The 24,517-nt window shown below is 69.6% G+C and carries 18 protein-coding genes; 13 read left to right on the top strand and 5 right to left on the bottom strand.

All coding sequences use genetic code 11. The annotated features are described in order from the left end of the window. Positions 1-120 precede the first annotated feature (120 nt). Positions 121-1,119 (bottom strand): TAXI family TRAP transporter solute-binding subunit, encoded by a 999-nt coding sequence (locus ACIA8E_RS27885; protein WP_399302053.1) that lies wholly within the window; start codon positions 1,117-1,119, stop codon positions 121-123. Positions 1,120-1,217: 98 nt separating this feature from the next. Between ACIA8E_RS27885 and miaB the strand changes: the two genes are divergently transcribed. Together miaB and ACIA8E_RS27895 are read left to right on the top strand one after the other, a co-directional pair. Next, positions 1,218-2,720: a tRNA (N6-isopentenyl adenosine(37)-C2)-methylthiotransferase MiaB gene (miaB, locus tag ACIA8E_RS27890; protein ID WP_399302054.1), complete on the top strand. Its 1,503-nt coding sequence runs from the start codon at positions 1,218-1,220 to the stop codon at positions 2,718-2,720. Between the two features lie 120 nt (positions 2,721-2,840). Continuing rightward, positions 2,841-3,560: a class III extradiol dioxygenase subunit B-like domain-containing protein gene (locus ACIA8E_RS27895; RefSeq protein ID WP_399302055.1), complete on the top strand. Its 720-nt coding sequence runs from the start codon at positions 2,841-2,843 to the stop codon at positions 3,558-3,560. 98 nt (positions 3,561-3,658) lie between these two features. On the opposite strand, the gene ACIA8E_RS27900 is transcribed toward ACIA8E_RS27895, so the two are convergent. Further along, a complete protein-coding gene (locus ACIA8E_RS27900; RefSeq protein WP_234432894.1) occupies positions 3,659-3,886 on the bottom strand; it encodes an antitoxin in 228 nt (75 codons plus the stop codon). Positions 3,887-4,209: 323 nt separating this feature from the next. Here ACIA8E_RS27900 and miaA point away from each other — a divergent pair, with 323 nt between their 5' ends. The 6 genes from miaA (at position 4,210) to hflX (ending at position 12,206) form a co-directional block, all read left to right on the top strand. Then, complete coding sequence (miaA, locus tag ACIA8E_RS27905; RefSeq protein WP_399302056.1) at positions 4,210-5,148, top strand: tRNA (adenosine(37)-N6)-dimethylallyltransferase MiaA; 939 nt, start codon at positions 4,210-4,212, stop codon at positions 5,146-5,148. Between the two features lie 107 nt (positions 5,149-5,255). Next, positions 5,256-5,693: a hypothetical protein gene (locus ACIA8E_RS27910; RefSeq protein WP_093777337.1), complete on the top strand. Its 438-nt coding sequence runs from the start codon at positions 5,256-5,258 to the stop codon at positions 5,691-5,693. Positions 5,694-5,807: 114 nt separating this feature from the next. Continuing rightward, the gene (dapF, locus tag ACIA8E_RS27915) at positions 5,808-6,680 is read left to right on the top strand and encodes a diaminopimelate epimerase (RefSeq protein ID WP_399302057.1); all 873 of its coding nucleotides are present in this window, start codon (positions 5,808-5,810) and stop codon (positions 6,678-6,680) included. Between the two features lie 142 nt (positions 6,681-6,822). After that, positions 6,823-8,988 (top strand): RelA/SpoT family protein, encoded by a 2,166-nt coding sequence (locus tag ACIA8E_RS27920; protein WP_399302058.1) that lies wholly within the window; start codon positions 6,823-6,825, stop codon positions 8,986-8,988. 101 nt (positions 8,989-9,089) lie between these two features. After that, entirely contained in the window at positions 9,090-10,541 is a 1,452-nt protein-coding gene (locus ACIA8E_RS27925; protein ID WP_399302059.1) for a M1 family metallopeptidase, read from the top strand. 144 nt (positions 10,542-10,685) lie between these two features. Next, complete coding sequence (gene hflX / locus ACIA8E_RS27930) at positions 10,686-12,206, top strand: GTPase HflX (protein ID WP_399302060.1); 1,521 nt, start codon at positions 10,686-10,688, stop codon at positions 12,204-12,206. Positions 12,207-12,284: 78 nt separating this feature from the next. On the opposite strand, the gene ACIA8E_RS27935 is transcribed toward hflX, so the two are convergent. Both ACIA8E_RS27935 and ACIA8E_RS27940 read right to left on the bottom strand, forming a co-directional pair. Next, positions 12,285-13,457, bottom strand: coding sequence for a trypsin-like serine peptidase (locus ACIA8E_RS27935; RefSeq protein WP_399302061.1), 1,173 nt, complete (start codon positions 13,455-13,457; stop codon positions 12,285-12,287). Between the two features lie 260 nt (positions 13,458-13,717). Further along, complete coding sequence (locus tag ACIA8E_RS27940; RefSeq protein ID WP_399302062.1) at positions 13,718-14,941, bottom strand: trypsin-like serine peptidase; 1,224 nt, start codon at positions 14,939-14,941, stop codon at positions 13,718-13,720. Positions 14,942-15,295: 354 nt separating this feature from the next. Between ACIA8E_RS27940 and ACIA8E_RS27945 the strand changes: the two genes are divergently transcribed. From ACIA8E_RS27945 to ACIA8E_RS27965, 5 genes are read left to right on the top strand one after another with little or no spacing between them, the layout of a single operon-like run. Further along, positions 15,296-16,684: a diaminobutyrate--2-oxoglutarate transaminase family protein gene (locus tag ACIA8E_RS27945; RefSeq protein WP_399302063.1), complete on the top strand. Its 1,389-nt coding sequence runs from the start codon at positions 15,296-15,298 to the stop codon at positions 16,682-16,684. 29 nt (positions 16,685-16,713) lie between these two features. After that, positions 16,714-18,609: an IucA/IucC family protein gene (locus ACIA8E_RS27950; RefSeq protein ID WP_399302064.1), complete on the top strand. Its 1,896-nt coding sequence runs from the start codon at positions 16,714-16,716 to the stop codon at positions 18,607-18,609. Positions 18,610-18,654: 45 nt separating this feature from the next. After that, positions 18,655-19,536, top strand: coding sequence for a GNAT family N-acetyltransferase (locus tag ACIA8E_RS27955; RefSeq protein WP_399302065.1), 882 nt, complete (start codon positions 18,655-18,657; stop codon positions 19,534-19,536). 60 nt (positions 19,537-19,596) lie between these two features. Further along, positions 19,597-21,456: an IucA/IucC family protein gene (locus ACIA8E_RS27960; RefSeq protein WP_399302066.1), complete on the top strand. Its 1,860-nt coding sequence runs from the start codon at positions 19,597-19,599 to the stop codon at positions 21,454-21,456. 50 nt (positions 21,457-21,506) lie between these two features. Then, positions 21,507-23,477: an ATP-dependent DNA helicase gene (locus ACIA8E_RS27965; RefSeq protein ID WP_399302067.1), complete on the top strand. Its 1,971-nt coding sequence runs from the start codon at positions 21,507-21,509 to the stop codon at positions 23,475-23,477. Between the two features lie 136 nt (positions 23,478-23,613). Here ACIA8E_RS27965 and lexA read toward each other — a convergent pair whose 3' ends face one another. After that, positions 23,614-24,408, bottom strand: a complete 795-nt coding sequence (gene lexA, locus ACIA8E_RS27970) for a transcriptional repressor LexA (RefSeq protein ID WP_030927140.1) — start codon at positions 24,406-24,408, stop codon at positions 23,614-23,616. Between the last annotated feature and the right edge of the window lie 109 nt (positions 24,409-24,517).

The raw sequence follows: 24,517 nt of genomic DNA on the forward strand, positions 1-24,517 counted from the left end.
TACCGGCGTGGGGGCACGCCTTCGTGCGGCCGAGCACGGAGAGCACGGGGGTGCGGGGGCGCCACCTCCGCACTGAGGGGCTCGACCGGGCGGAAGCGCGCGGGACGCCACCACCCAGTGTCAGGGTTTGACCGAGCGGTAGTAGCGTCTCGCCCCGTCGTGCAGCTGCAGCGGATTCGTGTAGATCGCCGTCCGCAGGTCCACCAACTGCGCCGCGTGCACCTCGCGCCCGATGCGGTCCCGGCTGTCGATCACGGTCCGGGTGAACGCCTCGGTCATCGCGTCATCCGTACGGTCCGTGGTGACCACCACATTGGCGACCGCCACCGTCGGCACGGCCTGTCCCCGCTGCGCGTTGCGATAGGCGTCGGCAGGCATCATGGCCGAACGGTAGTAGCGGGTCGACCCGCCGCCGGCCTGAAGCTGCTTGATCAGCGGGTCCTCCAAGGGCACCAGCCTGATCGCGAACCGGTCCGACAACTCCTGCACCGCGGTGGTCGGCAGCCCGCCGGACCAGAAGAACGCGTCGAGCAGGCCGTTCTCCAGCCGCTTCGGCATCGTGTCGATACCGGCCGGAACCGGAGTGATGTCATGCGTCGGATCAAGACCCGCAGCAGTCATCAGACGGTCGGCGACCAGCCGCACGCCCGAACCCGGCTGCCCCACCCCGACCTGCTTGCCCATGAGGTCCGAGACCTGCTGCACGTCGGAGTCCCGGGGCACGACCAGTTGGACGTAGTCGTCGTACAGCCGCACGCAGCCGCGCAGTCGTTCGGCACCCGGCTTGTCGTCCCGCAGATACGTGGCCAGGGCGTCGGCCGTGGCGATGGTGAAGTCGGCCTTCCCCGTGGCCACCCGCTCGATGTTCTGCTGGGAGCCCTCCGAGGTCTGCAGCCGTATCGACACCTCTGGCATGTCCTTGGCGAGTGCCCCTCTGAGCCGCTCGCCGTAGCGCTGGTAGACCCCGCTGCGCACCCCGGTGCTGAAGGTCAGCGACCCGCTCGGGGTGGGCTCCCCGAGCGGCAGCACCCACCACAGGAGCAGCCCTAGAACGACGACCGTCGCGGCGCCCCCCTGGAGGGCTCGCCGCCGGCCGGTACGGGACAGTGCATCGAGCATGGCGCGATCCTGCCAGGTCACTGAGCGCGATGGCCAGAGCCGGGCCTGTGGAAGGGGGCGGCGGGAGGGCCGCGCGACCTCGTACCCTGGTGGACGAGATGAGCGAGGTAGAGGGTTTGAAAACGTACGAGGTGCGCACCTACGGGTGCCAGATGAACGTCCACGACTCCGAGCGGCTGTCGGGGCTGCTGGAGGGCGCTGGTTACGTACGTGCGCCCGAGGGCGCCGACGGTGACGCCGATGTCGTCGTCTTCAACACCTGCGCGGTGCGGGAGAACGCCGACAACAAGCTCTACGGCAATCTCGGCCGGCTCGCTCCGATGAAGACGAAGCGGCCCGGGATGCAGATCGCGGTCGGCGGCTGTCTCGCGCAGAAGGACCGCGACACGATCGTCAAGCGGGCCCCGTGGGTCGACGTCGTCTTCGGCACGCACAACATCGGCAAGCTGCCGGTGCTCCTGGAGCGCGCCCGTATCCAGGAGGAGGCGCAGATCGAGATCGCCGAGTCCCTGGAGGCGTTCCCCTCCACCCTCCCCACCCGCCGCGAGTCCGCCTACGCGGCGTGGGTCTCCATCTCCGTCGGCTGCAACAACACCTGCACCTTCTGCATCGTCCCGGCGCTGCGCGGCAAGGAGAAGGACCGCCGGACCGGCGACATCCTGGCCGAGATCGAGGCGCTGGTCGACGAGGGTGTCTCCGAGATCACCCTGCTCGGTCAGAACGTGAACGCGTACGGCTCCGACATCGGGGACCGGGAGGCCTTCTCCAAGCTGTTGCGGGCCTGCGGGAAGATCGAGGGCCTGGAGCGGGTCCGCTTCACCTCGCCGCACCCCCGCGACTTCACGGACGACGTGATCGCGGCGATGGCCGAGACGCCGAATGTGATGCCGCAGCTGCACATGCCGATGCAGTCGGGATCGGACACGATCCTGAAGGCGATGCGCCGCTCGTACCGACAGGATCGGTTCCTCGGCATCATCGAGAAGGTGCGTGCCGCGATGCCGGACGCCGCCATCTCCACCGACATCATCGTGGGCTTCCCCGGCGAGACCGAGGAGGACTTCGAGCAGACCATGCACGCGGTCCGCCAGGCGCGCTTCGCGAACGCCTTCACCTTCCAGTACTCCAAGCGCCCCGGAACCCCGGCCGCCGAGATGGAGGGGCAGATCCCGAAGGAGGTCGTCCAGGAGCGGTACATGCGCCTGTCCGCCCTCCAGGAGGAGATCTCCTGGGACGAGAACAAGAAGCAGGTCGGCCGGACCCTGGAGGTCATGGTCGCGGAGGGCGAGGGCCGCAAGGACGGCGCCACCCACCGGCTCTCCGGCCGCGCTCCCGACAACCGTCTGGTCCACTTCACCAAGCCGGACGAGGACGTGCGGCCGGGCGATGTGGTGACAGTCGAGATCACCTACGCCGCCCCGCACCACCTGCTCGCCGAGGGCGCGCCGCTGAGCGTACGGCGCACCCGTTCCGGCGACGCCTGGGAGAAGCGCACCGCGGCCGAGGCCGCCAAGCCGGCCGGGGTGATGCTGGGGCTGCCCGGCATCGGCGCACCGGCGCCGCTGCCGGCCGCGTCGGCTCCCGGCTGCGGGTGCGACTGACCAGCAGCGGAAGGCGGTGACCCGCTGGCTGCAAGCTCGCGGGCGACGGGAGTCCGCAGGCGGCAGGAGTCCTCAGGACGTGCGACCAGGGGAGAAAGCCGACGCAGTACGCTGCCCAGCATGCTTGTCGCCGCAGCTGTCTGCCCCTGTCCGCCCCTGCTGGTACCCGAGGTCGCCGCCGGCGCCGCGTCCGAGCTCGACGCCGCGAGGACCGCGTGCATCGACGCCCTGGGCGTGCTCGCCGCGGCCCGCCCCGACCTGCTGATCGTGATCGGGCCCGCGGACGTCGACGGGCGCGGTCCGCATCCCGAGGGGAACCAGGGCTCCTTCAAGGGGTTCGGCGTCGATCTCGATGTGAGGCTGGGGCTCGGGGGAGACCTCGGCGCCTCGGTGGAGCGTCCGCTGCCACCGTCCCTCGCCGTGGGCGCGTGGCTGCTTGCCCGTGCGGACTGGGCCGACGCCCCGGTCGAGGGCCTCGGGGTGGGCGAGACGCTCGAGGCCGAGCGCTGCGCGAACGCCGGGCGGGAGCTGGCGGCCAGGGCCGACCGGGTGGCTCTGCTGGTCATGGGTGACGGCAGCGCCTGCCGCACGCTCAAAGCCCCCGGCTACCTGGACGAGCGCGCCGTTTCGTTCGACACGGAGGCGTCCCGGGCTCTAGCCGCCGCGGACCTCGCCGCGCTGAGCGCGCTGGACGAGTCACTGGCGTACGAACTGAAGGTGGCGGGCCGGGCGCCGTGGCAGGTGCTGGCGGGCGCCGCGGAGGGGGCCGGCCTGAGCGGTCGGCTGCTCTACGAGGGCGCCCCGTACGGGGTGGGATACATGGTCGCCACCTGGTTCTGAGAACGCGTCACACGGAGCCAGGGCCGGACGCCCGACGGCCGTGAAGCGATGCGGCTCCACGGGCGTCAGGTGTGTGCCATGACATGAGGGTGTCGAGGTCAGGGAGTCGGCGGCATACCGCCTTCGCTCTTGTGGGACAGCCGTTCGACCGCATCCTTGGCCTTTCGTGTGCCGGACTCGATCTTGTCGGTGTACTTGCCCTTGGTCTTTTGATCGACCGTCCGAGCAGCCTTGTCGAGTCCTTGGTCGATCTTGTCTCCATGCTGCTGCGCGAAATCGCCGACCTTGTCCCTTGCCGGGCTGAGCTTGGCCTTCAGACTGTCCATGAGGCCCATCGGACACCTTCTCTGCTGGGGGACTGAGGGCGGGCGTCCTCTGCGTCTCGTCAGTCGTTGTGATGGCGGCTGCCGCTTCCCCGACCGCCCTGAAGGACGACTGGCGAAACTGTGGAATAACGCCCATATCTGCTCAATATTTTACTCGGGCGAACGTAATCCCGCGCCGACCGGGAGCCTCATTGCGCCCCTCGCGGCTCGTGTGCGCGCCGGGGCTGCGGACGCCTCCGGCCTCGCACCGTCACGTAGCCGGGCTCAGGAAGTCGCACGTAGCTGGTTCAGGAAGGGGTCCGGAGGTTTGCGAGACTGGGGCGGTGAGAAGTCCATCTCCCGCACCGCGGGTCATTGCCGTCGTCGGTCCCACCGCAGCCGGAAAGTCCGATCTGGGGGTATTTCTTGCCCAGCAGCTCGGCGGTGAAGTGGTCAACGCCGACTCCATGCAGCTCTACCGGGGGATGGATATCGGCACGGCCAAGCTGACGCTCGCCGAGCGCGGATCCGTACCCCACCGGCTGCTGGACATCTGGGACGTCACCGAGACCGCCAGCGTCGCCGAATACCAGCGACTGGCCCGCCTCGAGATCGACCGGCTGCTCGCCGAGGGCCGCACCCCCGTCCTGGTCGGCGGCTCCGGGTTGTACGTGAAAGGTGCCATCGACGCCCTGGAGTTCCCCGGTACGGACCCCGGTGTACGCGCCGGGCTGGAGCAGGAACTGGCGGAGCACGGCTCCGGTGCGCTGCACGACCGGCTCGCCGCCGCGGACCCCGAGGCGGGCCGGGCCATCCTGCCGAGCAACGGGCGGCGCATCGTCCGGGCCCTCGAAGTCATCGAGATCACCGGCAAGCCGTTCACCGCCAATCTTCCGGGCGACGAAGCGGTCTACGACGCCGTTCAGATCGGGGTGGACGTGGCTCGCCCGGAACTCGACGAACGCATCACCCTCCGGGTCGACCGGATGTGGGAGGCCGGGCTCGTGGACGAGGTGCGCGCCCTGGAGGCGCAGGGGCTGCGCGAGGGGCGAACCGCCTCCCGTGCGCTGGGCTATCAGCAGGTGCTTGCCGCTCTGGTGCAGGAGTGCACCGAGGACGAGGCCCGCGCCGAGACGGTACGCGCCACCAAACGCTTCGCGCGCCGTCAGGACTCCTGGTTCCGCCGCGACCCGCGTGTCCGGTGGCTGAATGGTGCCGCCGACCACCGCCGGGAACTCCCGCACGAGGCGCTGGCGTTGGTCGAACGAGCGGTTACAGCCTGATCACGTGATGGCATCGGGAAGCCCTGCCCGTCATTTCGGTGACCGGGAGCGTGCCATCATCGAGCATCGATCGACCAGTGGAGTCCGAGTTGGGAGGGCGCGTGGCGATGGAGGCCGGCCCTCGCGACACAGAACAAGACGCACCGGACACGCAGCACGAGGCGGGACGTCTGAGCCCTGACGGGCCCGACGAGCTCGAGGTGACCCCCGAGGTGGAGGTCGAGCTGCGGCCCGCACGCCGTCTGCGGATCTGGCAGCTCGCCCCGATCGTCATGCTCGCGGCGGTCGGCTCGCTGATGTTCGCTTTTCCGCTCGCCTTCGAGTTCGGCGACGGCGGTGCGGTAGTCGCCATGCTGGGACTGCTGATCAGCTGCTGCGCCGCCGGCTGGGGCATGATGGCCGCCCGCCGGGTCGGGCACACCTGGCCGGGCCTGCCCGCCAGGGGCATGGGCGAGCGCCCCGACTGGCGCGTGATCGCGCTGTACGTGGCCGTGTGCGGGGTGCTGGTGGCGCTGGCCGTCTGGCGCGTGGCCCGACTGCGCTGACGCGGATCCCGGCGCGGCCGGCCCGTCTCGTCCCTGCCGTCCCGCCTTCGCTCGGCCCGTCGACCGCGTGGCCCGCCTTCGCCCGCTGTCGGTGCGGCCTCGTACAGTTGCCCTGTGAGCACCTCGCAGATCGCCTTCCTCAAGGGCCACGGCACCGAGAACGACTTCGTGATCGTTCCCGACCCGGACGACGCCATCGACCTGCCCGCATCCGTCGTCGCCCGGCTCTGCGACCGCCGGGCCGGTATCGGAGGTGACGGTCTGCTGCACGTCGTGCGGTCTGCCGCGCATCCCGAGGCGCGAGCCATGGCGGGCGAGGCCGAGTGGTTCATGGACTACCGCAATGCCGACGGCTCCATCGCCGAGATGTGCGGCAACGGTGTGCGGGTCTTCGCCCACTATCTGCAGCGCGCCGGGCTCGTCGAGGAGGGCGATCTCGCGGTCGCGACCCGGGGCGGCGTGAAGAAGGTCCACATCGCCAAGGGCGGCGACATCACGGTCTCCATGGGGCGCGCCCTGCTTCCCGGCGCTGGCGTCACCGTCACGGTGGACGGCCGCAGCTGGGACGCCCGGAACGTCAATATGGGCAACCCCCACGCGGTCGCCTTCGTCGACGACCTGGGGCACGCCGGTGAGCTGCGCTCCGTACCGCCGTTCACCCCCGCTGCCGTCTACCCCGACGGCGTCAACATCGAGTTCGTCGTGGACCGCGGACCGCGCCACGTCGCGATGAGGGTTCACGAACGCGGTTCCGGCGAGACCCGCTCCTGCGGCACCGGCGCCTGCGCGGTGGCCGTCGCCGCAGCCCGCAGGGACGGCGCCGACCCCGCTCAGACGGGCACTCCGGTCACGTACAGGGTCGATCTGCCCGGCGGGACCCTGCTGATCACCGAGCAGCCGGACGGCGAGATCGAGATGACCGGGGCCGCTGTCATCGTCGCCGAAGGCATGATCGATCCGGCCTGGCTCGAAACGGTGACCGGCTGAAGCTTCGCTCGAATGGGTGATCCGTTTCACGCTGAGCGAGAGCCGGACTCCGCCACGTGGTGGGGTCGGTAGCATCAAGCACCGGCCCGGAGGCGCGTCCGCACCTCCCCACCGCCGGTCGACGTTTGCCGGAGGTGCCCCCATGAGCGCAGAGGCCACCGACCCAGGTGCTCCCATCCGCAGACGAGGCCGTCCCCGGATCGATCTTCGCAGGCTCGGCCGGGTCGCCCTGCTCGGACCCGTCTCCCGCGACCGGCTGCCCGATGCGATCGGCCATGTCGCCGAGGCCCACCGGGCCCATCATCCGGACGCCGATCTGACCGTCCTGCACAAGGCCTATGTCCTGGCAGAGTCCTCCCACCGGGGGCAGATGCGCAAGAGCGGTGAGCCGTACATCACACACCCGCTCGCGGTCACGCTGATCCTCGCCGAACTCGGCGCCGAGACGACGACGCTCACCGCGTCCCTCCTCCATGACACCGTCGAGGACACCGAGGTAACCCTTGATCAGGTGCGGGAGCAGTTCGGCGAAGAGGTCTGCTACCTCGTCGACGGCGTCACCAAGCTCGAAAAGGTCGACTACGGTGCGGCGGCCGAGCCCGAGACATTCCGCAAGATGCTTGTCGCCACCGGGGACGACGTCCGGGTGATGTCGATCAAGCTCGCCGACCGGTTGCACAATATGCGCACCCTCGGGGTGATGCGCCCCGAGAAACAGGCCAGAATCGCCAAGGTCACCCGCGATGTGCTGATCCCGCTCGCCGAACGGCTCGGGGTACAGGCGCTCAAGACCGAGCTGGAGGACCTTGTCTTCGCGATCCTCCACCCCGAGGAGTACGAACACACCCGGGCACTGATCGCCGCAGCGTCACCAGGGTCGGCCGCCCCGGGCGAAGCGGGCCCCACCGCCGCCGCCGATCCTCTCTCCACCATCGCCGAGAACGTCAGAGCCGTGTTGCGGGAGGCCGGAATTCCCGCCGAAGTCCTCATCAGGCCGCGCCATTACGTCTCCGTGCACCGCGTCCGGATCAAACGCGGCGAACTGCGTGGCACCGACTTCGGCCGCCTGCTGGTGCTTGTCGGCGAGGACGCCGACTGCTACGGCGTCCTCGGCGAACTCCACACCTGTTTCACCCCGGTGATCTCCGAGTTCAAGGACTTCATCGCGGCCCCCAAGTTCAACCTCTACCAGTCGCTGCACACCGCTGTCGTCGGCCCGGGTGGCGTGGTCGCCGAAGTCCTCATCCGAACACATCGGATGCACAACGTCGCCGAAGCGGGCGTCATCGCGCTCGGCAACCCCCACACCGCGGACAGCACCTCCGCGCCGCAGACGGCCGAACCCGCGGACGGCGAGCGCGCCGACCCGACCCGGCCCGGCTGGCTCTCCCGGCTCCTCACATGGCAGCAGTCCGCCCCCGACCCGGACACCTTCTGGACCACCCTCCGTGCCGACCTGGCCGAGGACCGCGAGATCACGGTCTTCCGTACCGACGGCGGCACCCTCGGCCTCCCCGCCGGGGCCAGTTGCGTCGATGCCGCCTACGCGCAGTACGGCGATGAGGCGCACAGCTGCATCGGAGTCAGGGTCAACGGCCGGCTCGCCAGGCTCTCCACCGTGCTCAGCGACGGAGACACCGTGCAGCTGCTGCTGGCCGAGGACGCGACGTCCGGTCCCTCACCCGACTGGCTCGACCACGCCCGTACGCCCGCCGCACGCATCGCGATCACCGGCTGGCTCGGCGCCCACCCGCAGGACCTCCAGGGTTCCTACGGCAGCCGGCCCGTGGGCCGCAGGCCCGAACCGCAGCCCATGGCTTCGGCACCTTCCGGAAGCGACCGGTCCGCCGACCGCGCGGCGACCGTCGTCGTGGGCCGGCCGGACGCCACCGTGCGTCTCGCGGGCTGCTGCACACCCGTACCGCCCGACGCCGTCACCGGATTCACCGTCCGCGGCGGCGCCGTCACCGTGCACCGGCAGGAGTGTCCCGCGGTGGCCCGGATGCAGGCCGCCGGCCGGACGCCCGTCGCGGTCGGCTGGGGCGATGCGGCGGCCTGCCGGGTCACCCTCGTCGCCGAGTCCTTCGGACGCCCGCGGCTGCTCGCCGATCTCACCGAGGCCATCGCGGCAGCGGACGCCGCGATCATCGCCGCCACCGTCGAACCACCCAGCGAGCAGCGCGTCCGGCACACCTACACCCTTCAGCTCCCGGACGCCGCCGGACTGCCCGCGCTGATGCGTGCGATGCGTGACGTGCCGGGGGTGTACGACGTGAGCCGTGCCCAGCATCCGGCCGCCGCCGTCTGAACCACCGCCTCGCAGCGCCCGGCCGCCGCACCGGCCCTCGTTCGAGTGGCGCGGCGCGCGCCGCACCCGGACCCGGCGGTCCTCGCTGGTAGCCGTAGTCCATGCCGTTCATCCCCCGCCGCCTGCGGGCCGCCCTGCTGGCCACTGCCTCGGCCACCCTCGTCGCCGCCACCCTGCCCGCACCCGTGCCGCTCGGCATCGGAGATTCGCTCTTTCCTCACCTCGGCAACCCGGGCTACGACGTCCTCTCTTACGACATCGGGTTCACTTATCACGGCAACAACAAGCCACTGGACGCCGTCACCACGATCGACGCGCGGACCACCGAGCCGCTCGACCGGATCAACCTCGACTTCGCCCGCGGCACTGTCCGTACTGTCGACATCAACGGTCTGCGGGCCGACTTCGCCGCCGCGGACGAGGACCTGGTCGTCGAGGCCCCCGGCAGGCTTCCGGCCGGAGTGCCGCTCCACATCACCGTCCGGCACACCAGCGACCCGAGCGGCGACCAGAACAGCGGCGGCTGGCTGCGCACCTCCGACGGCCTCGCCATGGCCAACCAGGCGGACGCCGCCCACCGGGTCTTCCCCAGCAACGACCACCCGGCGGACAAGGCGTACTTCACCTTCCGGGTCACCGCACCCAAGGAACTGACGGTGGTCGCCAACGGCCTGCCCGCAGGCAAGGTCCGGCACGGCTCCTCGACCACTTGGACGTACCGGACCGCACACCCCATGGCCACCGAGCTGGCCCAGGTCTCCATCGGGCGCTCCACCGTCCTTGAGCGGACCGGACCCCACGGACTGCCGGTTCGCGACGTGGTGCCGGCCGCCGATGCCAAGGACCTCGAACGGTGGCTGAAGAAGACGCCGGGGCAGTTGGAGTGGATGGAGCGGCAGGTCGGCCCCTACCCCTTCGAGACGTACGGACTGCTGGTCGCCGACACGAAGACCGGCTTCGAGCTGGAGACCCAGACGCTCACGCTCTTCGAACGGTCCGTGTTCACCTCAGGCATCTATCCCGAGTGGTACGTCGACTCACTCATGGTGCACGAGCTGGCCCACCAGTGGTTCGGCGACAGCGTCTCCCCGCAGGCATGGTCCGATCTATGGCTCAATGAAGGACACGCCAGCTGGTACGAGGCCCGCTACGCCGAGGAACACGCCAAGCGGCCGCTGGAACGCCGGATGCGCGACGCATACACCAGGTCCGACAGCTGGCGCGCCGCCGGAGGCCCGCCCGCCCGCCCCGCCGCCCCGGCGCCCGGCGAGAAGATCAGCATCTTCCGGCCGGCCGTGTACGACGGCAGCGCACTGGTCTTCTACGCGCTGCGCCAGGAGATCGGCGAGCCCGCCTTCGACCAGCTGGAACGCCGTTGGGTCAGCACCCATCGCGATTCCACCGTGACCACGAAGGACTTCGTCCGGCTGGCGTCGCAGATCGCGGGGCGTGACCTGACCGCGTTCTTCCACGGCTGGCTGTACGGGACGAAGACCCCGCCGATGCCGGGGCACCCGGACTGGCACAGCACACAGCCCGCCGGACGGGGGTAAACCCGGGTGACGGACCCAGCCGGGCCATGCCACTATCGACGGGTCGCCGCGGCGGCCGGACCGGAGATTCTCCCTTGAGGGAATCATCCAGGAAGGTCACACGTTGTGACTGATGTAACGGACTTCTATCGACGTAAGGATCCAATGACCTCCTCTTCTTCCCTTCCCCAGGACGCGCAGAACGCGCAGAGTGCCACGGAGAACGTCACCGAGAGCCTCACCGAGAGCCTTCGGGCCGACGCCCTGATGGAAGAGGACGTCGCCTGGAGCCAAGAGATCGACGGAGAGCGGGACGGCGAACAGCTCGACCGTTCCGAGCGTGCCGCGCTGCGGCGTGTGGCGGGCCTTTCCACCGAGCTCGAGGACGTCACCGAGGTCGAGTACCGACAGCTGCGCCTGGAGCGCGTGGTGCTGGTCGGCGTGTGGACCTCCGGGACCGTGCAGGACGCGGAGAATTCGCTCGCGGAGCTTGCCGCACTTGCGGAGACGGCGGGCGCCCAGGTGCTCGACGCCGTCTTCCAGCGTCGCGACAAGCCCGACCCGGCCACGTACATCGGCTCCGGCAAGGCGCTGGAACTGCGCGACATCGTCCTCGAATCAGGGGCCGACACCGTCGTCTGCGACGGTGAGCTCAGCCCCGGCCAGCTGATCCATCTCGAGGACGTCGTCAAGGTCAAGGTGGTCGACCGGACCGCCCTGATCCTCGACATCTTCGCCCAGCACGCCAAGTCCCGAGAGGGCAAGGCGCAGGTCTCGCTCGCTCAGATGCAGTACATGCTGCCGCGACTGCGCGGTTGGGGTCAGTCGCTGTCCCGGCAGATGGGCGGTGGCGGGTCCAGCGGCGGTGGCGGCATGGCGACCCGTGGTCCCGGTGAGACCAAGATCGAGACGGACCGGCGTCGGATCCGCGAGAAGATGGCGAAGATGCGCCGGGAGATCGCGGAGATGAAGACCGGCCGCGAGATCAAGCGTCAGGAGCGCAAGCGCAACAAGGTGCCCTCGGTCGCGATCGCCGGCTACACCAACGCGGGCAAGTCCTCGCTGCTCAACCGGCTGACCGGCGCGGGCGTCCTTGTGGAGAATGCGCTGTTCGCCACGCTGGACCCGACCGTTCGCCGGGCCGAGACGCCGAGCGGCCGGACCTACACCCTGGCCGACACGGTCGGGTTCGTACGGCATCTGCCGCACCACCTCGTCGAGGCGTTCCGCTCCACCATGGAGGAGGTCGGGGAATCCGACCTGATCCTGCATGTGGTGGACGGCTCCCACCCGGTGCCGGAGGAGCAGCTCGCCGCGGTGCGCGAAGTGATCCGCGATGTGGGTGCGCTGGACGTGCCCGAGATCGTCGTGATCAACAAGGCTGATGCGGCCGACCCGCTGGTCCTGCAGCGCCTGCTACGGATCGAGAAGCGCGCCATCGCCGTCTCGGCGCGCACCGGTGCCGGTATGGCGGAGCTGCTCGCGCTCATCGACACCGAACTGCCGCGGCCGTCGGTCGAGATCGAGGCGCTCGTGCCGTACACCCAGGGCGGACTTGTCTCCCGGGTGCACGCCGACGGCGAGGTGATCTCCGAGGAGCACACCTCGGAGGGCACGCTGCTCAAGGCGCGGGTGCATGAGCAACTGGCCGCGGACCTCGCAACGTTCGCGCTCGCGGCGCACTGACAGCACGACACCGTACGGACCGAAGGCCCGCTCCCTCGCGATGAGGGAGCGGGCCTTCGGGCGTGGAGGGGGCTCCTGCTACTGACCGGCGAACTTGTCGCTCATCATCGTGAAGATCTCCTGCGCGCCCTCGCCCAGGTGGGGTCCTGCGAGCCAGCCCGAAGTCACCGGGCCGATGGAGGTGATGGACACCAGGGCCAGCTTGCCGTCGGCGCCCTCGCTGAACCAGCCACCGCCGGAGGAACCGCCGGTCATGGTGCAGCCGATGCGGTACATCGTCGGAGTGCTGGGGCTGATGGAGAGCCGGCCGGGACGGTCGACGCACTTATGCATGATCAGACCGTCGTACGGGGAAGCGGCCGGGTAGCCCCAGGCGCCCATGGCGCTGATCTGTGAGATCTCGGGGGCGTCGAAGTTCACCGGCAGGGCGTTGCCCACGGTCTCCTCCAGGGACTTCGTGCCGTTCTCCGGCTTCACGTGCAGCACCGCGTAGTCGTACGGAGCCCCCTCGCCGCCGGTGGGGCCGCCACGGGCGATCCACTCGCCGGAGGACGTGGCCCAGTCGGCCCAGAACGCACCGTACGGGGCGATCTCCTCCGGCCGGGCGTTCTCCAGTGCGGCGGCGGACTTGCCCTTGTCGTTGTACGCGGGTACGAAGACGATGTTGCGGTACCAGCCGCCCTTCGCACCGGCGTGGACACAGTGTCCGGCCGTCCACACCAGGTTGGACCTGCCCGGGTTCTTCGGGTCCTTGACGACCGTGCCTGAGCAGACCATGGAGCCCTCGGGGGAGTCGAAGAACACCTTGCCGACCGGGGCAGCGTGGTCGTGGTACGGAAGGTCCTCGGGCCGGGCCGTGACCGGTGCGGGCTCCGGGTCGGTGACGCCCTGGTCGCCGGAGAAGTCACCGGCCGCCATCGTCTTCGCCGGGTCCTTGGCGGACTGCATCCGCTCGGGCTTCCACAGCCCGTCGATCACCGGGTTGACGAAGTCCTTGGCCTCACGCAGCCACTTGTCCTTGTCCCAGTTCTTCCACTCGCCGTTCTTCCACTTCTCCGGGTCGACGCCGTGCTTCTTCAGCGTCTCGGCCAGATCGGCGGGGATGCCGCCGCTGCCGTCGTTGCCACTGGCGGATTCGACGGCGGCCGGCTTGTCGGCAGCCTCGTCCTCGCCTGGACCACAGGCTGTGGCCGACAGCGCGAGCACGGCGACGAGGCCGGTCGCGGCCAGCAGCGGACGTATGGATCGCATGGAAAAGATTCCCCCTGAAATCTCCGAGAATTGCCATGAACGTGTCATGCGAAGAGGTGGTCGGATCGGCGACCACCAAATGTGCAGAGACACCCTATGACGGTCCGGGCCACGGCTTCTGCCACCGGGGTTCCGGATGCCAGGGCCCTCTGCGGGCAGGACGACCGCCCGGTCCGCAGGGGCCTTCGGCGGACTGTTGTCGCGCCGAGGGCCCCTGGGCAACCGTCACCCACAGGTCGGCGGCCGCCGGTTCGTACGGGTCACTGCCCGGCGTACTTCCTGCTGACCGCGTCGTAGACGCCCTTCGCTTCCTTGCCGAGACGCGGCCCGGCCAGCCAACCCGCCGTCACCGGGCCGATGGACGTGTTCGATACGAGGGCGGGCTTGCCGTCCTGGCCTGCCGCGACCCAGCCGCCACCGGAGGCGCCGCCGGTCATGGTGCACCCGACGCGGTACATCGTCGGGTCCTCCCTCGTGAGCGAGAGCCGGCCCGGCTTGTCCTTGCACTGCAGCAGTTTCTGACCGTCGTACGGCGGCGCGGCCGGGAAGCCGGTTGAGGTCATGCTGTCGATCCTGGGCACGGCCGGAGCGTTGAAGTCGACGGGCAGCGCCGCACCGACCGTCTCCTCCAGCGACTTTCCGGTCGCCCCCTTCTCCGGGGCGACATGCAGTACCGCGAAGTCGTACGGAGCGCCCTGGCCGCCGGTCGGGCCGCCGTCGGCGATCCACTGGTCGGACGTCTGCGCCCACTGGCCCCACCACACGCCGTAGGGGGCGATCTGCTCCTTGGGCGCGTTCTGCAGCTCGGCGATCGACAGACCGCTGTTGTTGTAGGACGGCACGAAGGCGATGTTGCGGTACCAGCCGCCCTTCTTGCCCGCGTGCACACAGTGCCCGGCCGTCCACACCATGTTGGACTTTCCGGGGTGGGCCGGGTCCTTCACCACGGTCGCGGAGCAGACCATGGACCCCTCGGGGCCGTCGAAGAAGAGCTTCCCGGACTCCGCCGCGCTGTCGTGGTACGGAGTCTGCGCATTCGTGGCCTGCACCGGTGCCGGTGTCGGATCCGTCACGCCGGCGTCGCCCGAGATGTCGTTGTCGACCGGCTGCTCGGGCGCCTTGTCGGCATCCCGCATGCGCTCAGGGTCCCAGAGGTCCTCGATGATCGGGTTGACGAAGTCCTTGGCCTCACGCAGCCACTTGTCCTTGTCCCAGTTCTTCCACTCGCCGTTCCTCCACTGGTCGAGGTCGATCCCGTGCTCCTTGAGCCGGTCCTTCAGATCGTCCGGAATGGCGATCTTGTTGTCGGAGGACTGGTCGGCGGAACTGCTGGGCTCGGCACTGGCCTTCTCCTCGCTCGGCCCGCAGGCGGTGGCGGTGAGTGCGAGAACGGCCGTGGCCGCGGCCACGGCCAGCAGCGAGGAGGGCGCGCGACGTGCTCTCCGCCCCTGACGTGCCGTGAGAACTGGTCGAATGAGTCGCATGTGGTGATCCCCCTGGGACTTCGTAACTCAACACTTCTGTACTGCACTCGGACAGTGTGCTGAGGTGCTGATCCAGACACTGCTCCGAACGCATCGCTGCCAACGCACCAGGGACTCCGGGAAGTTGCCCGAAGTCTCGGCGCGGTCCCCCACTATGCCGGTGCCGGTGGGGACGGAACGCGGCAGGGCCACGGTTCCGTCTCCGCCAGGATCTTCCGATTTACCCGTGATCCCCTGGGTCCGGCGTCGTTGGTACGTACGCGGGGCTTGCGGACAGCGTTCAGCTCAGCAGTCCGTCCTTGCGGAAACGTACTGACGTGCAACGCAACTGTTACAGCGGGAGGACCAACAGCCGTGGCCGTGACCGAACCTGCACCGTTGGCACCACGCTCGGTGCACGAAGGGATCCTGCGCCGACAGTCGCTGCGCGAGTCGGCCGCCCGTACCTATGCGCGGTCGCTGCCGATCGTGCCGGTTCGGGCCCGCGGGCTGACCATCGAAGGCGCGGACGGACGACGCTATCTCGACTGTCTCTCCGGAGCGGGCACGCTGGCACTCGGGCACAACCATCCGGTCGTTCTGGAAGCGATCAAGAACGTCATCGACTCGGGTGCGCCTCTGCACGTCCTCGACCTGGCAACCCCGGTCAAGGACGCCTTCACCACGGAGCTGTTCGCCACACTCCCGCCGCAGTTCGCCGACAACGCCCGGATCCAGTTCTGCGGGCCGGCCGGCACGGACGCGGTCGAAGCGGCCTTCAAACTGGTCCGTGCCGCGACCGGCCGCAGCGGGTTGCTGGCCTTCACCGGTGCCTATCACGGGATGACGGCGGGAGCCCTCGCGGCCTCGGGCGGCGCCGAGGACGTCCGGGTCACCCGGCTTCCTTTTCCGCAGGACTACCGTTGCCCCTTCGGTATCGGCGGCGAACGGGGTGCCGAGGTCGCCGCGCGGTGGACCGTGAGTCTCCTGGACGATCCCAAGGGCGGAGCGCCGGCGCCGGCCGGAATGATCCTCGAACCGGTACAGGGCGAGGGCGGCGTGAACCCCGCCCCCGACGGCTGGATGCGCCGGATGCGCGAGATCACCGCAGCCCGGTCCATCCCCCTGATCGCCGACGAGGTGCAGACGGGCGTCGGCCGGACCGGCGCCTTCTGGGCAGTCCAGCACAGCGGGATCGTCCCCGACGTGATGGTGCTGTCCAAGGCCATCGGCGGTTCCCTCCCGCTCGCTGTGATCGTCTACCGCTCCGAACTCGACACCTGGCAGCCAGGCGCCCACGCAGGTACCTTCCGCGGCAACCAACTCGCGATGGCCGCCGGTACGGCCACCCTCGCCTACGTTCGCGAGAACCGACTCGCCGAGCGTGCCGCGACGCTGGGCGCTCGCATGCTCGCCCGCCTCCAGGCACTGGCGATCGACCATCCGTGCATCGGAGACGTCCGCGGACGGGGCCTGATGATCGGTGTGGAGCTTGTCGACCCCGAGGCCGACATGCCCACCGGGGGTACCGGCAGCTCCGAGGCCCCGCCCGACCCGGTCCTCGCCTACGAAGTGCAGCAGGAATGCCTGCGCCGCGGTCTCATCGTCGAACTCGGCGGACGCCACTCCGCCGTCGTACGCCTGCTCCCTCCGCTGACGCTCACCGACGAACAGGCGACCGCGGTCCTCGACCGCCTCGCCGATGCCCTGGCAGCAGCCGAGCGTTCGCCGCACCGCCGAACCATGACCGGGTCGGCTCGCTGACCCCGGACACCCTCACAAGGAAGACCGCCGTGAACCCCACCCCCGCGCCCGAGGCCGACGGCCTGCCCGCCGGCCAGCAGCGAGGACAGGCCGGGCTCGTCGGCCGACTCGCAGTCGAGCAGACGATCGTGCCGCGCCAGAAGGCCGCGCCTCGCGGCGGTCGGCGCAACCCACAGGTACAGGTTCCACCGACCGGCACAGGAACGGTCGATCTACTCGACCACCCGGACCCGCTCGTAGCCGCGGACACGGCAGGCATCGAGAACCTGCTGCGCTGCTGGGTCCGGGAGAACGACCTGCCCCGACCGAACCGGGACACCCTTCGCATCCCGCTGCCCGCCAGCGCGACCGCTCTGCTCGTTCCCGTTCTCTACTGGTCCGCCACGGGATGGCACCGCTTCGGCCGGCCCGCCCTGGAGGAGGCACCCGACGGCGCGCCCACCACCGATGCCGTCACGGTCGCGGCCCTCCTGGGCCGCGAGGCGGACCGGAACGAGGGCGCCGACATGGTGGCCAGAGTCGCCGACTCGGTACGCCGCACGGCCGGATTCATCGCCGAGCGGCGCCGTGCACCCACGGCTCCCGCCGACGCCGACCTCTTCCTCACCGCCGAGCAGTCGCTTCTGCTCGGACACCCCTTGCACCCCAGCCCCAAGAGTCGCGAAGGCCTCTCCGAGGCCGAATCCCGCCTCTACTCCCCCGAGTTGCACGGTTCCTTCCCGTTGCACTGGATGGCTGTCGACCGCTCCGTGCTGGCCACCGAGTCGTCCTGGACGGAGGGGGGCCGCCCCGTACCGGCCGAGGACCTGGTCGCCCAGCACGCGGAGGGACTGCAACTACCCCAGAACACCGCACCGATTCCGCTCCACCCGTGGCAGGCCCGCGAACTGAGCCACCGGCCCGAAGTCGCAGCGCTGCTCGATGCGAAGCTCCTCCACGACCTGGGACCGCACGGCAAGCGCTGGTACCCCACCTCCTCCGTCCGGACCGTCCACCAGCCCGGTGCCGACGTCATGCTCAAGCTCTCCCTCGGCGTACGCATCACCAACTCCCGTCGTGAGAACCTCCGCAAGGAACTCCACCGAGGGGTGGAGGTCCACCGGCTGCTCCGCAGCGGACTCGCCACGCAGTGGCACGCCGTCCACCCCGGCTTCGACATCGTCCGCGACCCCGCATGGCTCGCCGTCGACGCGCCGGACGGCGAGCCCGTCCCCGGTCTCGATGTCATGCTGCGCCACAACCCGTTCCACCCGCTCGACGATGCGGTGTGCATCGCCGGCCTCACGGCCCCGCGCCCCTGGCCGGACCGGCCCGGCGTGCACTCGCGCCTCGCCGATGTCGTCGTCCGCCTCGCCGCGGCCACCGGCAGAAGCAAGGGAGCCGTCGCTGCCGAGTGGTTCCTGCGCTACCTCGACCGCGTCGTACGCCCCGTGCTCTGGCTCGACGCCACAGCAGGCGTCGCTCTCGAAGCCCACCAGCAGAACACACTGGTGCTGCTCGACGCCGACGGCTGGCCCGTCGGCGGCCGCTATCGGGACAACCAGGGCTACTACTTCCGCGAGTCCTATCGCGCGGACCTCGAGCACAGGCTCCCGGGCATCGGAGCCGTCAGCGACACCTTCGTCTCCGACTCGGTCACCGACGAGCGTTTCGCCTACTACCTCGGCGTCAACAACCTCTTCGGTCTCATCGGAGCCTTCGGTTCCCAGCGCCTCGCCGATGAGCAGGTGCTGATTGCCGCGCTCCGCCGATTCCTCGGCGGAGTCACCGGCCTTGGCACCCCACTTCCCGCGCAACTGCTGGAGAAGCCGAACCTACGGTGCAAAGCCAACCTGCTGACCCGGCTGCACGGCCTCGATGAACTCGTCGGCCCGGTCGACACCCAGTCCGTCTACGTCACCATCGCCAACCCCCTCTTCGCCTGAAGGAACATGACCCCCGCCTGAACTGCTGAGAGGAGAGGCATCACCGTGCCTCCCGCCGATGAGCACACCGGCGCCGGAACCGGCCCTGCCTCCCAAGCCGGTACGGGCGCCGAGGACACTCTGGACCTGCAACTCCCCGACGAATTCCTCGCCTTGTTCGGGGAAGACAAACCGGCAACGGTAACGCCGACGCCGATCCCCGCTTCTCCCGACGGACCCCTGTCCCTGAAGGAGTCCCTGGCGCGGGGCGGATCCACGTCGACCGAGGGGGAGGACGTGAGCACAGGCACGGTTACGGACGCGTACCCGAACCAAGGCCCCGGCACGCCTGGTGTCACGAGCAGGCTGGAGTCTTCCGACCTGCTCGACAACCCGGCCGAGTGGAGACCGGTCACCACACCGGCCGGAGTGTTTCAACTGGTCCCCGTACGGCTGGAACGCGATCTCGCGGTGATCAGCCGCTGGATGAACGATCCCGCAGTCGCCGCGTTCTGGGAACTGGGCGGGGAAGAAGCCGTCACCGCCGCCCATCTGCGCCCCCAACTCGACGGCGACGGACGCAGCGTCCCCTGCCTGGGCGTGTTGTCCGGCGTCCCCATGAGCTACTGGGAGATCTACCGCGCGGACCTCGACCCGCTGGCGCGTCACTACCCTGCCCGACCGAATGACACCGGAGTCCACCTCCTCATCGGTGGCGTGACCAACCGCGGGCGCGGTATCGGCACCACCCTTCTCCGGGCCGTCTCCGACCTCGTACTCGACAACCGTCCGCAGTGCGCGCGCGTCGTGGCGGAACCCGACCTGCGCAACACCCCCTCCATCGCAGCATTTCTGAGCGCCGGCTTCCGGTTCTCCGCGGAAGTCGAACTCCCCGACAAGCAAGCCGCTCTGATGATCCGCGACCGAGCCCACCGAGCCCAGCTGTGATCGACCTGCTGCATTACATACACCGCTCGAACCCCATCGGTTCCGTCCCGAGGAGTCCCCGTGCCGCCATATCCTGCGAACCATGAGTCAGCGGAGTCGCCCGAGCTGCTCAGCACTCCAGAGCTGAACCGGACGGTCTGGGACCGAGTCGCCACCCGGCTGCTCGCGAAAATGCTCGGGGAGTTCGCGTACGAGGAAGTCATCGAGCCGGCCCTTCAGGCCGGCGGGAGCGACACATACACCCTCGCGCTGGACGACGGCGCAACGCTGAGCTTCCGAGCCGGACGAGGTGCCTACGGCAGCTGGCACGTCGCCGCCGACTCGATGCTCACGAGCGATCGGCACGTTCCTGACGGGACCGGCAAGGGCGGCAGCACCGGGACCGTCCCCTTCCGCGATCCGCTGCAGTTCCTCGCCCGCGCACGGCGCCTGCTCCACCTCGACGGAGCCACCCTCGGCCACCTCATCCGAGAGATCACCACCACACTCGCCGCCGATGCCCGGCTGGACGACACCAACTTCACCGCCGCCCGACTCGCCGAGCTCGACTATGCGGAGCTCGAAGGACACCAGACCGGTCACCCCTGGCTCGTCGCCAACAAGGGACGCCTCGGGTTCTCCGCCGCCGACGCCTCCCGCTTCACCCCGGAAGCCCGCAGAGCGGTGAAGCTGCCGTGGATCGCTGTCAGTACCCGGATCGGCGGCTACCGGGGCGTGACCGGCCTCGCCACCCCCGAGCAGCTCTACGCACAAGAACTGGACGCCTCGGTACGCACATCTTTCGCCGCCGAGCTCCGCGCCCGCGATCTCGACCCCGGCGCCTACCTCTTTCTTCCCGTGCACCCCTGGCAGTGGGACGAGTGGATCGTTCCGCTGTTCGCACCGGCCATCGCCGCCGGCGACATCGTCCCCTTGCACGCCGACGACGACCTCCGGCTGCCGCAGCAGTCCATCCGTACGTTCACCAATCTGGGGCGCCCCGACCGGCACACCGTCAAACTGCCTCTGTCTATCCTCAACACGCTGGTCTGGCGAGGCCTCCCGACCGAGCGCACGCTCGCGGCCCCCGCCGTCACCGCTTGGGTCCAGAGCCTGCGCGACCGCGACCCGTTTCTTCGCGACACCTGCCGCGTCATTCTGCTCGGCGAGGTGGCCTCCGTGACTGTCGAGCATCCGCTCTACGACCATCTCCCCGAGGCGCCCTACCAGTTCAAGGAGATCCTCGGCGCGATCTGGCGCGAGCCGCTCCATCCCCGGCTCATGCCAGGCGAGCGCGCCCGTACCCTCGCCTCGCTGCTCCACATGGATCCGCAGGGCCGGGCCTTCACCGCCGAGCTCGTGACCCGCTCGGGTCTGACCCCCACCGCATGGCTGACGCGGCTCTTCGCAGCGCTGCTCCCGCCCCTGCTGCACTTCCTCTACCAGTACGGAACGGTCTTCTCCCCGCACGGCGAGAACGCCATCGTCGTCTTCGACGACCAGGACGTGCCCGTGCGGCTGGCGATCAAGGACTTCGTCGACGATGTGAACATCAGCGCCCAGCCGCTGCCCGAACACGCGACGATGCCGGAAGACGTGCGTGGCATCCTGCTCACCGAGGAGCCCGGCTTTCTCACCCAGTTCATCCACTCGGGGCTCTTCGTCGGTGTCTTCCGCTTCCTGTCCCGCCTCTGCGAGGAACAGCTGGGGGTCCCGGAGGCCGAATTCTGGTCACTTGTGCGGGCCGAAATCCTGCGACACCACGCCCGCTTTCCCCAGCTGAAGGAGAGGTTCGAGATGTTCGACATGCTGACGCCGCGCATCGAGCGCCTCTGCCTGAACCGCAACCGCCTGTATCGGGACGGTTACCGTGACCGGTCCGAGCGCCCGCACGCCGCAGTTCACGGCACCGTTCCGAACCCGCTCCACCCCTCCGCATGAGTCCGGGAGTGATCGCCGTTGTCAGTGGTGCCCCGTAGGCTGGTCGCGCTATGACAAAGCCATCCCTCCCCGAGCTCCTGCACGCTGCCGTGACCGCCGTCGGCGGTATGGAGCGGCCTGGCCAGGCCGCCATGGCCGAGGCAGTCGCCGAGGCCGTCGACGACAATTCCCATCTGCTCGTCCAGGCCGGCACAGGCACGGGCAAGTCCCTCGGCTACCTGGTGCCCGCACTGGCACACGGGGAGCGGGTCGTGGTCGCCACGGCGACCCTGGCGCTGCAGCGCCAGCTCGTGGAGCGCGATCTTCCGCGTACGGTCGACGCACTGCACTCCCTGCTGCGCCGCCGACCCCAGTTCGCGATGCTCAAGGGGCGCTCGAACTATCTATGCCTGCACCGGCTGCACGAAGGCGTGCCGCAGGAAGAGGAAGAAGGGCTCTTCGACCAGTTCGAAGCTGCGGCTCCGTCGAGCAAGCTCGGCCAGGATCTGCTGCGGCTGCGGGACTGGTCGGACGAGACCGAGAGCGGCGACCGCGACGACCTCACCCCGGGCGTTTCCGACCGGGCCTGGGCGCAGGTCTCCGTCTCCTCCCGGGAATGCGTGGGCGCCAGCAAGTGCGCGTACGGTGCGGAGTGCTTTGCGGAGCTGGCCCGCGAGCGCGCCAAGCTCGCCGATGTCGTCGTCACGAATCACGCATTGCTCGCCATCGACGCGATCGAGGGCGCTCCGGTGCTCCCGCAGCACGAGGTGCTGATCGTCGACGAGGCCCATGAGCTGGTCTCCAGGGTCACCGGAGTGGCCACCGGAGAGCTCACCCCCGGCCAGGTGAACAGGGCTGTGCGCCGCGCGGCGAAGCTGGTCAACGAGAAGGCTGCCGACGCCCTGCAGACCGCGTCGGAAGGGTTCGAGCGGGTGATGGAGCTGGCGCTCCCCGGCCGCCTGGAAGAGGTCCCCGAGGACCTCGGCTACGCACTGATGGCGCTCCGGGACGCCGCTCGTACGGTGATCTCGGCGCTGGGTTCCACCCGGGACAAGTCCGTCCAGGACGAGGACGCCGTCCGCAAACAGGCCCTGGCGTCGGTGGAGACGATCCACGGTGTTGCCGAGCGGATCACCCAGGGGTCCGAGTACGACGTCGTCTGGTACGAGCGCCACGACCGCTTCGGCGCATCCGTCCGCGTTGCCCCACTCTCCGTCTCCGGCCTGCTGCGCGAGAAGCTCTTCGCCGACCGCTCGGTTGTGCTCACCTCGGCCACGCTCAAGCTCGGCGGGGACTTCAACGGGGTGGGGGCTTCCCTCGGACTGGCCCCCGAGGGCACCGCGGGCGACGACATCCCGCAGTGGAAGGGCCTCGACGTCGGATCGCCCTTCGACTACCCGCGGCAGGGCATCCTGTACGTCGCCAGGCACCTGGCCACGCCCGGCCGGGAGAGTTCCCGTACCGACATGCTGGACGAGCTGTCCGAACTGGTGGAGGCCGCCGGCGGGCGCACCCTCGGGCTCTTCTCCTCCATGCGGGCGGCGCAGGCGGCCGCCGAGGAGCTGCGTGGCCGGCTCGACAAGCCGATCCTGCTGCAGGGCGAGGAGACACTCGGGGAGCTGATCAAGAACTTCGCCGCCGACCCCGAGACCTGTCTCTTCGGCACGCTCTCGCTCTGGCAGGGTGTCGATGTCCCCGGGGCCAGCTGCCAGCTGGTGATCATGGACCGGATCCCGTTCCCCCGCCCCGACGACCCGCTGATGAGCGCGCGCCAGAAGGCGGTCGAGGAGGCGGGCGGCAACGGGTTCATGGCTGTCGCGGCGACCCATGCCGCGCTGCTGATGGCCCAGGGTGCCGGCCGTCTCGTCCGGGCCACGGGCGACAAGGGAGTGGTCGCGGTGCTCGACCCGAGGCTGGCCAATGCCCGGTACGGGAGCTACCTCCGAGCCTCGCTGCCCGACTTCTGGTACACGACGGACCGCAACCAGGCGCGTCGCTCACTCGCGGCGATCGACGCCGCCGCCAAGGCCGACGAGCAGTGATCCCGAACGAGCCCAAGGCATCTGCTCGTCCTTGGTGACCACCACTGCTCCGGGAAGCGTTTCGTCGGCCCGGACGCACAAGCAGGCCCCGGGATCGGCGCAGTGGATCCCGGGGCCCGGTCGGAACCGGCGAGCATCACACCCGCCGCAGCACCGCCACGACCTTGCCGAGGATGGTCGCCTCGTCGCCAGGGATCGGCTGGTACGCGGAGTTGTGCGGGAGCAGCCATACATGGCCGTCCTCCCGCTTGAAGCGCTTGACCGTCGCCTCGCCGTCCAGCATGGCGGCCACGATGTCGCCGTTCTCCGCGACGGGCTGACGGCGCACCGTGACCCAGTCGCCGTCACAGATCGCCGCCTCGATCATCGAGTCTCCGACGACCTTCAGGACGAACAGCTCGCCGTCCCCGACCAGCTGGCGGGGGAGCGGAAAGACGTCCTCGACCGATTCCTCGGCGAGGATCGGTCCGCCGGCCGCGATCCGGCCGACCAGTGGTACGTACGAAGCAGCTGGCTTGCCGGTCGTGTCGGTCGGCTGCGTGCTGGGCTGGTCCGAACCGCGGACCTCGTACGCCCGGGGGCGGTGAGGGTCGCGGCGGAGGAAGCCCTTGCGCTCCAGAGCCATCAGCTGATGGGCGACGGAGGACGTGCTGGACAGCCCCACCGCCTGGCCGATCTCCCGCATCGAGGGTGGGTATCCCCGGCGCTGCACCGAGTCGCGGATGACCTCGATCACTCGCCGCTGCCGGTCCGTGAGCCCCGAGCTGTCCGCTCGGATTCCTGGAGGTCGGCCGGGGAGCGAGCGCGCTGGGCGCGCCGGCTCCGGCCCCTCCGTGTTCCTGACTGAGTCATTCATGGCATGCACCGGCTCGAGTCGGCTCTGGGAGCGGTCCTGGGCAGTGATGGTGGCACTGTCTGCGGTGGTGGTCACGTCGGCCCCTCTCGAATGGTCTCCCTAGCTGCACAACGGTAGTAGCTTTCGAAAGGTTGCGCCAAACACACGTTCGAGTGAAAAACGAATAAAAGTCTGTGCCCGGTTC

Source organism: Streptomyces sp. NPDC051664 (genome assembly GCF_044453545.1).
Classification (GTDB): domain Bacteria; phylum Actinomycetota; class Actinomycetes; order Streptomycetales; family Streptomycetaceae; genus Streptomyces.